The sequence below is a fragment of the Methanothermobacter marburgensis str. Marburg genome (assembly GCF_000145295.1).
Taxonomy (GTDB): domain Archaea; phylum Methanobacteriota; class Methanobacteria; order Methanobacteriales; family Methanothermobacteraceae; genus Methanothermobacter; species Methanothermobacter marburgensis.
On the sequence record NC_014408.1, the window covers coordinates 1458401 to 1471400 of the forward strand.

Genomic DNA, 13000 nt, shown 5'->3' on the forward strand with positions numbered 1-13000 from the left:
CATGCTTACACGAATTGAAGCCATAGAAAGAATTGTGGGCGTCCTTGATGATGAAATCGTGGTATGCAACCTGGGTTTCCCATCAAGGGAGCTCTACAGTATCAAGGATTCGTCAAGACATTTCTACATGCTTGGATCCATGGGTATGGCCCCCTCCATTGGACTTGGCCTTGCCCTCTCACAGGATAGGAGGGTTGTGGTACTTGATGGTGATGGATCCATCCTCATGAACCTGGGGGGACTGGTAACAGCCGCTGCCCAGGCACCCAAAAACCTCGTCATAGTCCTCCTGGACAACAGGTGCTACGGAAGCACTGGTTCCCAGTGCACCTACTCAGATCTCATAGACCTGGGGGATGTTGCCGGGTCAATGGGATTCAATGTTATCAGATTCCACGAGGAACCTGACTTTAAGCGTGTCCTCCAGGAGGATGGGCCAGTTTTTGCCCATGTGCCTGTAAAACCTGGTAACGCGGATGTCCCTGTCATAGATTTAAGCCCTGAGGAGATAATTGAGAGGTTCATGGATGAGGTGAGATCCTAGGACCTCCTCCCTGTGTATGTTGCGTAGAAACCATCTGTATCTGCATAAACCGTATGGAAACCGAATTCCTCGGCTATTTTTATTGTCCTCTTTATGTAATCCCTTCCCCATGCGGTTATGGCCTCTGCACACTCCATTGAATACCACCTGAACCTTGAGTAACCGTAGACCCCGTACATGGTGTTTGCAAGCCTCTTGAGGGCCTCCTGCTGTACATTGAGTATCTTTCGCTCCATGGGGTCATCTGAGCGCTTCATCTCCCCCTTGATTCTGACCCTCTCAGAGAGTATCTCGCCTATAACCGAGGGTACAAAACCTGCTGGCTCCTTACGGAACCTGTAACCGTATTCCGGTGCAACGTGGCAGTCACAATCTTTCTCATCGGTGAGTGTGTCCGGGGATATGTTCTTTGAGATTATTATGCTGGGGTATAGGCTGCGGAAGTCGAACTGGACTATGTTCTCATGGAGGCCCCTCTCAGGTTCCTTAACATACCCTCCAACGGCCCTGCGACCCCTTCTCTTTGAGAACTCCGAGTGTGATGGTTTGTTTGGTACAAGTTCGCCGTACTGGTATGCCTTCCTTACAAGGAACCATTCGGCCTGCTGTCCGGTTGCCATGCGGGATATGTCAAAGAGGGGCTGGCCAACTATACGGGTGAGCTCCATGTTGAGGGGGAGAATCTTCTCTGCGATCCGGTAGGTTGCAACGACGTCATCAAGGGAGTACCTGAAGAGTTCATCCCTCAGCTCCTCCCGGTCCCAGTACTCCCAGAGCTTATCGCCTGGAAGGTCCAGCTTCTCCTCCCCGAAGAGTTCCTGGTAGACCCTCTCAAGTGTGTAGCGGTCAAGGTTCATGTACCTCCTCATCACAGGGTAGAGGTCCACGTGCACCGTTCCCTTTATGGCTGTTGCGTTTGCAAATCCCCTCCTCATGGTCTTTATCCTTGAGCCATCCCATCCAAGGTCAAGTTCCACCCCAAGGATCTCGGCCCTCCTTGATAGGTAGGGGAAGTCGAAGTTGTCGGAGTTGTAGCCCACAAGGATGTCGGGTTTTTTCTCCCTGACGATTTCAGCGAACCTCTCAAGGATTGCCGCCTCATCCCCAACCCTTTCAACGAAGTCCAGGTGCTCACCCCTCGTTGATATCACCGATTCAACGCCCATGTTACCGGCAATTCCAACCATCACTATCTCATCATTCTCAGGGTCAGGCATCCCATGGGGGTTTCTCACCTCAATGTCAAAGCTGAGGATGTCCAGCTGGGGGAAGCCAGAATCAGATGTTTGTATCCCGTCGGTTATCTCAATTATCCTCACATCATCTGATGTGATGGATGATGCCGACTCCGCCTCCACGCCATTGAATTCTATCCCTGCCATTGGAACGATTGACCTGTCAATGAGGTACCTCCGGTAGAAGGGGATGTCATGTTCCCTTATATCCGCAACGGATTCAAGGTTCCTTATCCTATCCCTTAACTTCGGAACCTCCTGGGGGTGCCTGAATTCTATCCTTATAACCTCCACCGGTTTTCCAAGGTCCCTTCGCTCTGTGACCTCAAGTTTTTCCAGTCCCAGTTCAGCGAGGTCATCCAGGCACCTCTCTGTATCGATGGGGATTGCATAGATGTATGGCCTGAATGAACTGTCATATGCGATGATTGGCTCATTTCCTGACTTGTCCTTACCAAAGAGCCTGATGACGGGCATCTCATCGACCGTTAGGTAGTCGATGTCAAGGAGCACCATGCTGTATCTTTCCATGGAGTTTACTCTGTTGTGTGGGACTAATAAAATGTTCTAGGAATGAAGGGGTTATCCGTTTAACTGGCTTGCCAGACCAGTATGCCATAGTATCAAAAGATATTAAAAAATGTGAACACAGAGCAGTTGACTTGTAAAAACACCTGCAAAATCTCGACTTGAACAACTTCTAAAACAAAACGGAACAAGAAAAAAATCAGATAAAAACTATAGATCCCTTTCATGTCAAAATGTAATAAGACACCATTGAGTTAGAGTTTCTGTGAACAGACAATACATCCCATTACAAATCGATAAAGATGTTAAGCCCGTGAAGAATTACAGTAAAGAACGTGAAAAATTACGTGATGTAAGCATTATCGCTTCCTCCTTTGGCAATAAACCATACGCTCCTGGTGGAGTGTAAGTACCGCAGATACAGACTCAAACAAAGACGTTATGTGATGAAATGCCAATTTATCACTGGGAAAATCATTCCAATGCCAATTTAAAGAAACACTCAATGCAATCTCATTTGCATTACAAAGAAAGAGATATTAACACTTCATGCATGCTTTGCATGGATTTTTTGTAAGTTTTTAATGAAAATCATGAACATGGGATGTTAGAGATCTAAGAGAAAATGTAAGTGACGAAGATCTTATCTAATAAATTTTAATATTAAATTTGTGTTATATAATGGGATTTATGTTTTTCGGTCCTCAATTGGATAATAATATTTTTATATGATTTTATAATCAACTTTATTTTGCTGGAGGTGTTTTTTATGAGAAAGTTTCTGTTCTTTATGATGGCTGTCTTGTGTTTCTATCTTATAGGTAATTCTTTCGCTCTAAGTTTATCATATGATGAGGTTTGTGACGCCTCTAAGATGATAGGAAACTATACAGCATCACAGAACCGTATACCATCAATGGTTGTGGTTAATGGGAAGAATATAACATCAGACAATTATTTGTATGCGGCGTCCTCCACTGTCCTGAACCTTAATCAGGGCAAAAGGACCGGCATATCATTACCTGATTATAATCCTCCTACTAATCCGAGTGGGGCGGCAACAGGAACACTCTACAAGACATACACAACAGGGACAGGATACCTCCAAGCAGCCCAGAACATCAAAAACTTCATGGAATCCAATGGCAGGTCGCCGAACTATGCCAACACAGCCATTGGACAAGTGCGCTACGAAAGCCTGATCTACGCCTATGCAAGGATAATAAACTTCTACAACAGCACAGGCAAACTACCAGACCACATTACAATACAACAAATAACAAAAAAAGAAGGAACCATCACAAGGCCACGGGCCGACTACACCTACAAAATCGAAGGTTACACCACCTATTTCATGGATAAGAGCACAGGTTCCATCCAATCATGGCAATGGGACCTTGGAGACAACACAACAAGCACTGAAAGGAACCCAACACACACCTACAAAGCAGGAACATACACCGTAACCTTAACCGTCCGGGGTTATGGTGTCACATCCACTAGGACGATGATGTTGGAGGTTATGCTTGCGACAATTCATGTTAATTCAACAGCAGTAACGTTTTTGGGACAAACTTTAAACTTAACCTTTAAAATGCCTCTTAACAATACAGCCAAATGGATTAGTATAGGGGCTATGGCTACAGGCCCATTCAATGAGACAGTATTCCTTGTGGAGGATGGTGTAGCATATAAACTGGCAGAGCTAACCAACCCATTCTATCAGGTGAACAGGCAAAGTCAAAGGGAAATTGTCTGGACCGCCACCGCAGGACTGAACAGACTCATAGAAATCTGCACAAAACTCGGACTCGACGAACTCGAAACAATAAATGAATACCTCAACAACTTCAACCTAACAGAACAAGAAAAGAACTTCATCCTAACAAACCATGGAAGATGCATAGACATCCTCCAAGTCAGCATAGAATATCCTGGCGAAGAAAGTGTCACAATAGCCAACATAACATTCCCAGGGAACCGATCAACAAGGACGCTCCTACTACTCTACACAAACGGCTACTACATACACCCGCCAGGAGAAACCGGGCCCAACATAATAATAAATGACACCCTAACCTGGGAAGCCAGCAACTATGACGCCATTATAACCTACACCATAGCCACCAAAAAAATAACAAACCAGACACTACAATACTGGCTAAACAAAGAATACCCTCCAGGACCATTAAAAGCAGCCTACGGACTATTCCTCGCAGGCCTCGAAACAATATACCTCCACGACACAATCGCAGACCAGGCAGCCGCAAAATACAACATAACATGGACAAGAACCAGGCCAGCGATGGTCTCAGCAGGAGACCACAGCCCAGCGACATGGATAAGCCTGGAATGCAACCACAACATGGGAGTGAAAGCCAACGGAACAACACAAAACCTGAAAGCATTCAACTACGCAAGGACATCCACCATAAACCCAATAGAATACTATGTTATGGAAGCCTTATTCCCAGGATCAGACCCCACAACCGCCCCAATAACAGGAATAGGCCAGAAACTACTCAATGGAGAGCCACTAGACATCCTCGAAACCGAAAATTATACGCTAATCACTGACAACCAAGGAAGATACATCATAATAGACCATAAAACAGGAATGGTCAGAGACATAATCTACAATCTTATGGGAGCATACTGCTACTACCACCAACAAACAGAATGGGCCCAAGAACTTGGCCGAACCATAATGTCCTCTGAAAGGTTAAAGTCACTCTTGGATGGTAATGGCACAGTAAATCTTGAAGGTTTAAGGGATAGTGTGGGAAAAGCCTTCATGGGTCTTATAGTTTCAATGCGACTCGCCCTACATAACCCCATGACCTTTGTTGAAATCATCAGTTATGGCTTGGTGGGTCAGGGCCTCATAGGAGTTAACATAGCAGCATACGCAACAACAATAGCCTACATAAACTCCAAACTCAACAACATTACAGGCAGCATCAAAGAATTTATCGTGGAACATCAAACATACATTTCAAATGATTTTGTTGAATATATGCTTCCAGCAGTAATATATGTATTATCGAAATCTGGTGGTGGGGTAATACTTCAGCCAGTTGGTTTGTGTATGGCTATAGGCAATGGGATACTCGATTTTAGGGATCATTATCTCCCAGAGGAATATTGGAAATATATTGCATATCATCGTACATGGGCTCATGGTTATGAGCTTAGGGCTTATGTTGGTGAGGATCATTGTATACACTATATTGAAATACCGAAGGACCCTGATGGTACTCTACGGTGGGATGAAGCAGTATATATTTAAGGTGGTGGTTTGTTTGGATTGATAAGCTTTATGTGCTGATTATCTAGGTGTTGGTTTCAGTGGCAGATCTACTAAGTTGTGTTTGGTTTTGGCTTTGAGGTGATTTGTGGTGGGGTGATTGGAGAAAAAGGATGGGTGGTTCTATGTTAGGTTTAAGAATAATCATAGGCTGTATACTTTTTATGTTAGTATTTATAGGTTGTATATTACTGATATTAGGAGGTTTAGGAGAACGGGAAAAGAGGTTGGATTTTCTCTTATATGGGGTTATAGGTGGTGTGTTGCTTGCCATTGGATCTTTTTTCCTTGGGGGGGATGTGGGGGCTTTCACATTCCTCATAATCTCTTTCATCTTCTTAAATAAGATAGGGAAACTTAAGATGGAATGGTTAGCCAAATCCTCCATAATACTAGCATACATCTTTGCTTTAACAATGATAATCTTAGACAGAATATTAATAGGTATTTTTGCTCTGATAGTGGCAACCCTTTTAATCAAAGAATCCAAGACTTCAGTATGAGGATCCCATTGCATACAACATGGAATGCCGAAGAACCCTGATGGTACTCTACGGTGGGGATGAAGCAGTATATTGTTAGTGAGGAGGGTCTTTTTTGGATTATGAATCTTTGTTTGGGAAGGTTTATTTTCTTATTTGTGTTGATATTATTTTATATTTTGTTGGGATTAGGCATTTTAATGGTTTGGTTCCAATAGCGGCCCTTTTAGCCGTGTTTATTTATTTCCTTTTATTCTGGTTGCACTTCTTCGTGGATGAGTTGAAGGGAAAAAAAGAAGAAATAAGATGGATGATGGCCATAATCCTTGCATTAATTATATTCGGAACATAAAGAGGAGTTATCATGTTGCCAAGATGAAGGGGGATGTTAAGGTTTTTTCATTTAATAGACCATAAAACAGGAATATTATGGGAGCATACTACCACCAACAAACAGAACTAGCCAAAAAACTTGGGAATGAAATTTTGAATTGGAGTGGTTGGTGGAAATTTATTGGTGTTGCTGGTGTTTCAACAGCCGAGGCTGCTGTGCTTGAACTGGGTGTGCTTTCAGCCCCAGAAACCCTTGGTTTGAGTTTGGCTGTTACCCTGGCCGCATATATTATCATGGAGCATCCTGAATGGCTACCATACATCAAAGACGCCGCAATAATGACACTACTAACACCAGGTGGCATACCTCTTGCTATGGCGTATGCATGGTTGAGTAAGGATGCTACATACTTTGAATTACTTTTAAAGAAGATAACGGATCCTAATGAAGTCTTGGATAATGTGATAAAAGAGCTTCAGAATAGTTTAGATCCAAATAGTTTAATAGGACCCGATGGGAAAAGAGGAGATATTCTCGGGTTTTTCCGTGATAGATATGTGAGGTTCTATAACTCTCTTAAGAGGGGAGATATTGTGGATGTTGTGAAATATGGTATTGAGCTTATTGCTGGAGGAATAACGGTTGGTTCGTGGGTGGTGAGTGGCTTTAAGGAATTTGTGAAGGCCGTTCTTGAAAAAGAAACTGGAGGAGATTAAATTGGATTTAAATGCAGTCATATTATTTATATTTCTATTAAGTGTAGTCTTCATTTTCATAGAATATTCTCTAGGAAAAATCGCGTTGGGATTAATTGAAAAAGAAGAGTATGAAAAAGCCATAAATGTCTATAGGCTCCTCATATCAAAAACTGAGAAAGATTTATTCAACATAGGATTCTGTTTCACCCAAAACAAAGAATACCAAAAAGCTTTAAAATATTATGACAAGGCATTAAAAATAAATCCGGAATATGCAGAAGCATGGAACAACAAAGGAATAATACTAAAAGAACTTAAAAAATACAAAAAAGCCCTAAAATGCTACAACAAAGCCCTAGAAATAAACCCTGAACTTATAGAAGCATGGAACAACAAAGGAACAACCCTCCAGGAGCTGGGCAAATATGAAGAAGCACTAGAATGCTACAACAAAGCCCTAGAAATAAACCCAAAAAGCATTGAAACATTAACTTACAAGGGAATAACATTATCCAAAATCGGCAAATACAAAAAAGCCCTAAAATGCTTCGACAAAGCACTCAAAATAAACCCAAAAAACAAACTATTACACAAAACCAAAGCAGCACTTCACAAAAAACTTAAAAACCAAGAAAAAGCCTGATGTTACAACCTCGAAAATGTCGCAATGATGACCATACTACCAACACCAGGTGGTCTGCCAACATTCATCACCTACACATTACTAACAGGAGACACACAACCAATACAAAACTATCTTGAAATACTATCAAGACAGTCAGACGGATGGACCCGTAGAATGGTAAATGAGTATAGAGAAGCCGTAGATACTCTAAGGGCGGTTAGCAGTGGTAGTGTTGGTGGCGATCCCGACGATATAGAAAGGGCTATAAATAATTTAGGTAAATTCATGAGGGATGAATGGAAGCTGTTCAAGGAGGCTTTAAAGGATGGGGATGTTGTGGAGGCCATAAAACATGGAAGCACTATAATAGGCACCGGGATGGGCGTTGCGGCCCTGTTAACATATGAGAATCGCGAGGCGATAGAGGCATGCATACTAGGATTCAAAAACTACCTAGAAAAGAAGTTGAGAGAGGCTGGAGCATGAACCCCCTTAAGAAGATAAAGGATTGGATGGCCAGCGGAAAAGCTGGATGGCACCTCAGCGGGGGCCGATCAAGCCTAAAACAGGGAAAATACAAAGAAGCTCTTAAAGAATTCAGGAAAGCCCTCAAGGCGAGTCCAAACGACCCGGAAATCTTGCACTATAATGCAATGACACTACTAAAACTCAAAAGACCAGAGAAAGCCTTAGAATGTTATGAAAAAATCCTCAAAAACAATCCAAAACTAGCAGAAGCATGGAACAACAAAGGAGTAGTCCTTAAAGAACTTAAGAGATATGATGAGGCATTGGAATGCTATGAAAGGGCACTACAAATAGATCCAGAAGACGATGGAACATGGAACAACAAAGGAGCGCTCCTTGACACAATCGGTAAACCTGAAAAAGCAATAGAATGTTATGAAAAAGCCTTAGAAATAAACCAAAAAAATGCAAAAGCATGGTATAATAAAGGTAACGGATTACGTAGTCTTGGAAAATATGAGGAGGCATTGGAATGCTATGAAAAAGCATTACAGATAAACGCAGAATTCGTAGAGGCATGGTACAACAAAGCACTAATTCTTGAAGAACTTAAGAGATATGATGAGGCATTGGAATGCTATGAAAGGGCACTACAAATAGATCCAGAAGACGATGGAACATGGAACAACAAAGGAGCGCTCCTTGACACAATCGGTAAACCTGAAAAAGCAATAGAATGTTATGAAAAAGCCTTAGAAATAAACCAAAAAAATGCAAAAGCATGGAACAACAAAGGAGTAGTCCTTGAAGAACTTAAGAGATATGATGAGGCATTGGAATGCTATGAAAAAGCCTTAGAAATAAACCTAGAAAACGACGAAACATGGGCTAACAAGGGAGTACTCCTCAGGAAACTTGGAAAATATGAGGAGGCACTGGAATGTTTTGAAAAAGCCCTTGAAATAAACCCAGAATTCGCAGATGCATGGAAATGGAAAGGAATAATCCTGGAAGACCTCAAAAAACCAGAGGAAGCCCTGAAATGCCACAAGCAAGCCCTCAAACTAAACCCCCCAAAACAAAACACTACAAAAACTTGGAAAACACCAAAAAAGTCCTACAAAAAAAGCCCTGAAAGAACTCCAAATGAAAGGCCAAAGTCACCCTTAGGGTAACAGCACCTTTGAAGGCTTAAAGAACAGCGCGAAAAAAGCTTTTATGAGTCTTATAGCTTCAATGCAACTCCCCCCACACAACCCCATAACCTTTATACTCGGTTATGGCTTGGTAGGCCACCAAGTTAAAATGGCAGCATATGCAACAACAATAGCCTACATAAACTCCAAACAGGCAGCATCAAAGAATTTATCGTGGAACATCAAACATACATTCCATGGGATGTTGTAGAAGGTATAATAACTATTGGTGGTGTTAAAGCTCTTGCTACTAGTGTGGAACTCAATCTAGGTTTTATAGGTGTAATTATAGGTGAAGGTGATTTGATTCTTAGGATAAGGGACCATTACCTACCTAGGGAATACTGGAAGTATCGTATCATCCAGGGTCATTCTATGGTTATGAGGTTAGGGCTTATGTTGGTGAGGATCATTGTATACACTATATTGAAATACCGAAGAACCCTGATGTAGTTTGAGGTGGGATGATGCTCGATACATAGGCTTCTTTATTATATTGCGGTTATTTTGTCATCTTTCACGGTTCCAGTAACTTTGCTGGCCATTAGATCATATGCAGTGATGCAGGCACAGGTCAGATTATTGTTAGTGTTTCTTTTAATGATAAATTTTGTACTCCTATTATCTTAGGTCTAAGAGAGCGTTTAAATGAGAAGAAAAAGGGGCAATTGAAACCCTCACGTTTATAATATTTTTACTACTTATAATTGTTCTTCCAGGTGCTCCTGCTTAACAAAACACGGGAGACATGTAAATGAATTATCATAACTAACATGATGTGCAATTATCATGATGCTGTAATATTACGAAATAACCGGAATAAGCATGACACTTTATGTTCACTGGTTCTCCTCAGCAGCTGATTCTCCAAGCCGGTAGGCCTCAAGGGCCGCGTAGGCAAGCCCCAGGACCAGTGGCCCCACTATGAACCCGGCAACACCCCATACGACCGGGCCCCCAAGGAAACCCACAAGGAATATCATGGGGTGTATATCAGCATACTTACCTGAAAGCTTTGGCCGGAGGTATATGTCGATTGTGCTGAGGAATATCCCGAATATGAGGACCAGAACCCCCCTGAGGATATTCCCGGTCACCAAGTCATAGATGGCAAGGGGGGTGTAGGCAGCCCATGGACCTATAACCGGTATGAGCTGAAATATCCCGGTTATTATACCGAGGACTATGGCGTAGGGGTAGCCCAGGAGGTGAAAGCCGAGCCCCGCCATGATGCCTATGAGGAGCGCTGTGAGGAAGTGGCCATAGAATATGCTCATGAGCACACGTTCTGTCTCAGAGGCCATCCTCCTCATGAAGGGCTTGGCTTCAGTGGGTATGATGCCCCTTATATATGAAAGGAGCCTTTCACCATCCCTTGCAAAGTAGAATGTTGATGAGAGGAATATGAAGAGCTGCAGGGCTATCATGGGGACTGACTGTATCACATCAATCACATAGTTGATGGATCCTCTCAGTATGTCGGTTAAAATACCCCTCAAAGCCCCCAGGGTGCCCCCGGAACTCTGGAGCTGTCCCGGAAGGTAGGGGATATCAAAGCCCCTTGCAAGGGTTATGAGTGAGGGGGTGGAGTTTATGAGGGAATCCACGGTAAAAACCACTATACCAATAAGGGGCATTATAACAACGATCATGGCGATGATTATTGAGACCGAGAGGTAGGGTATCCTCTCATTTATCCTTAAAGCCACCGGCCTTACAATGTAGGCGAACACAGCCCCCAGGAAGAGCATGGTCCAGATGGGATAGATTACAATGGCCGATAGAAGTATCAGTGCAAGTACAAGGAATGAAGCAGATGTGATGGTGCCCCTGAGCCTCTCAATCATGAAACCACCACATTACCAGCTGATTCTCCGGCCGGCAGCGTCCCTCCTGTACCTGCCAAATTCACCGACACCCCGTAATTCATGGTCCCAGAAGACAGGACCCTCGGCACAGACCCTCCACCCTGTCCCGTCGACGCAGCACTGGCCGCAGATACCCACGGCACACTTCATGTACCTCTCAAGGGAAAACTGGGTCGGTATCCCCCTCTCATCAAGCACCGCCTTCACATGGAACATCATGGGTTCTGGACCGCACACAGCCGCCATGTCATATTCTCCATCCATTTCAGAAAGGCGTTCATGTGCAAATCCCTGAAACCCGCAGGTTCCATCATCTGTACATGTATGGATATTAACACCTGCATTCTCAAGCCTCTCTGTGAAGAGAAGCTCATCTGATGTCCTTGCAGCCACAACCGCATCCACATTCATGCCCCGTGCCACAGCCTCCTCTGCAAGGGCTGCAAGGGGTGCCATACCTATCCCGCCGCCCACAAGGATCAGGTTTCTTCCCATGAGTTCAAAACCCCTTCCATAGGGTCCCCTGACCCCCAGGAGGTCTCCCTCGTCCAGTTCATGGACCGCTGATGTGAATTCACCAACCCTCCTTATGGATATGCCGATCTCAGACCTCTTATGGTCAATGAGTGAGACTGACATGGGTTTCTCGTCGCTGAAATTCCAGACCATGACGAACTGTCCGGGCACTATTTCCCTCCTGAAGTCCCAGTCAAATATGAATGTCCTGACGGTCTCAGATTCCTCAACTATACCCTTAATTTCAAGAAGCTCTGGAACATTTCCCATGAAATCACACCCCCTCATGGGCCAGTCCAACCATCTCATCAACCGATGAGAAGCCCTCCTCGATCATGAACCTTTCAAGGCCCCTGCATATCCCCATGAAGATCTCGGGGCCATCATACATTATGGCTGTACCCACCTGAACGGCCACTGCACCTGCAAAGAGAAATTCAACCGCGTCTCTGAAGTCCCTGACGCCACCGGCGCCAATTATTGGGATCTCAACACTGCGGTAAACATCATAGACGCACCTTACAGCCACGGGTTTTATGGCGGGACCAGACATTCCCCCAAAGGCATTGGAGAGTACAGGTTTTGCTGTTTTTATATCGATCTTCATCCCGGGACCAAGGGAGTTTATGAGGGTCAGGGCATCTGAACCTGCATCCTCTGCGCTTTTTGCTATCTCAACGATGTCTGTAACGTTTGGTGTGAGCTTGGTGGATACCGGCACGCCCACAGCATCCTTTACAGCCGATACCACCCTGAATGTCAGCCCGGCATCCTGTCCTATGGAAGCCCCGCAACCCGCCATGGCGTGGGGACAGGACACGTTGAGTTCGATCATGTCCACGTAGTCCTCCACTGAAGCCGCCACCCTGGCAAATTCCTCCGGTGAAGACCCGTAGATGGATGCTATGAGGGGCACATCATCATCCACCCCCCTGAGCTCCTCTTTAAATGCCTCAACTCCAGGATTTGATAGGCCTATGGCATTTATGATCCCGCCGGTAACCTCCACTGTGGTGGGATTTTTATAGCCCTCATTGGGTTCCAGTGAAAAGGATTTGGTTACAACGGCCCCTGCACCTGCACGGTAGACCCTGTTGAGGGATGAAGCCATGCTCCCCATAACTCCCGCAGCAAGCATGGTTGGATTCCTGAGCTCAATATTACATATCCTGGTCCTCAGCATGAAAAACACCTTCTAA

12 protein-coding genes are annotated in these 13000 nt (G+C 44.1%); 8 read left to right on the forward strand and 4 right to left on the reverse strand.

Annotation, left to right across the window (positions count from 1 at the left end; translation table 11 throughout):
* Nucleotide 1 precedes the first annotated feature (1 nt).
* Complete coding sequence (gene comE / locus MTBMA_RS07735; protein ID WP_013296374.1) at nucleotides 2–544, forward strand: sulfopyruvate decarboxylase subunit beta; 543 nt, start codon at nucleotides 2–4, stop codon at nucleotides 542–544.
* Here the strand turns inward: comE and polB1 are convergent.
* The gene (gene polB1 / locus MTBMA_RS07740) at nucleotides 541–2310 is read right to left on the reverse strand and encodes a DNA polymerase PolB subunit 1 (protein WP_013296375.1); all 1770 of its coding nucleotides are present in this window, start codon (nucleotides 2308–2310) and stop codon (nucleotides 541–543) included. The two genes, comE and polB1, sit on opposite strands and share 4 nt — an antisense overlap.
* Before the next feature lie 766 nt (nucleotides 2311–3076).
* Between polB1 and MTBMA_RS07745 the strand changes: the two genes are divergently transcribed.
* The 7 genes from MTBMA_RS07745 (at nucleotide 3077) to MTBMA_RS07775 (ending at nucleotide 9396) form a co-directional block, all read left to right on the forward strand.
* The gene (locus MTBMA_RS07745; RefSeq protein WP_013296376.1) at nucleotides 3077–5596 is read left to right on the forward strand and encodes a pseudomurein-binding repeat-containing protein; all 2520 of its coding nucleotides are present in this window, start codon (nucleotides 3077–3079) and stop codon (nucleotides 5594–5596) included.
* A 143-nt stretch (nucleotides 5597–5739) separates the two neighbouring features.
* On the forward strand, nucleotides 5740–6117 hold the full coding sequence (locus MTBMA_RS07750; RefSeq protein ID WP_238523367.1) for a hypothetical protein: 378 nt from the start codon (nucleotides 5740–5742) through the stop codon (nucleotides 6115–6117).
* 94 nt (nucleotides 6118–6211) lie between these two features.
* On the forward strand, nucleotides 6212–6448 hold the full coding sequence (locus tag MTBMA_RS07755; RefSeq protein ID WP_013296378.1) for a hypothetical protein: 237 nt from the start codon (nucleotides 6212–6214) through the stop codon (nucleotides 6446–6448).
* A 77-nt stretch (nucleotides 6449–6525) separates the two neighbouring features.
* Complete coding sequence (locus MTBMA_RS07760; protein WP_048901233.1) at nucleotides 6526–7146, forward strand: hypothetical protein; 621 nt, start codon at nucleotides 6526–6528, stop codon at nucleotides 7144–7146.
* Complete coding sequence (locus tag MTBMA_RS07765; RefSeq protein ID WP_048901234.1) at nucleotides 7121–7771, forward strand: tetratricopeptide repeat protein; 651 nt, start codon at nucleotides 7121–7123, stop codon at nucleotides 7769–7771. Before MTBMA_RS07760 ends, MTBMA_RS07765 begins: the two co-directional genes overlap by 26 nt.
* Nucleotides 7772–7798: 27 nt before the next feature.
* Nucleotides 7799–8239 (forward strand): hypothetical protein, encoded by a 441-nt coding sequence (locus tag MTBMA_RS07770; protein ID WP_238523368.1) that lies wholly within the window; start codon nucleotides 7799–7801, stop codon nucleotides 8237–8239.
* Nucleotides 8236–9396, forward strand: coding sequence for a tetratricopeptide repeat protein (locus MTBMA_RS07775; RefSeq protein ID WP_013296382.1), 1161 nt, complete (start codon nucleotides 8236–8238; stop codon nucleotides 9394–9396). The genes MTBMA_RS07770 and MTBMA_RS07775 overlap by 4 nt, the downstream gene beginning before the upstream one ends.
* Before the next feature lie 860 nt (nucleotides 9397–10256).
* On the opposite strand, the gene MTBMA_RS07785 is transcribed toward MTBMA_RS07775, so the two are convergent.
* From MTBMA_RS07785 to MTBMA_RS07795, 3 genes are read right to left on the reverse strand one after another with little or no spacing between them, the layout of a single operon-like run.
* On the reverse strand, nucleotides 10257–11264 hold the full coding sequence (locus MTBMA_RS07785; RefSeq protein WP_013296385.1) for an AI-2E family transporter: 1008 nt from the start codon (nucleotides 11262–11264) through the stop codon (nucleotides 10257–10259).
* 12 nt (nucleotides 11265–11276) lie between these two features.
* Nucleotides 11277–12071 carry a dihydroorotate dehydrogenase electron transfer subunit gene (locus MTBMA_RS07790; protein WP_013296386.1) on the reverse strand — a complete coding sequence of 265 codons (795 nt, stop codon included), beginning with the start codon at nucleotides 12069–12071 and terminating at the stop codon, nucleotides 11277–11279.
* Nucleotides 12072–12075: 4 nt separating this feature from the next.
* A complete protein-coding gene (locus MTBMA_RS07795; protein ID WP_013296387.1) occupies nucleotides 12076–12984 on the reverse strand; it encodes a dihydroorotate dehydrogenase in 909 nt (302 codons plus the stop codon).
* Nucleotides 12985–13000 lie beyond the last annotated feature (16 nt).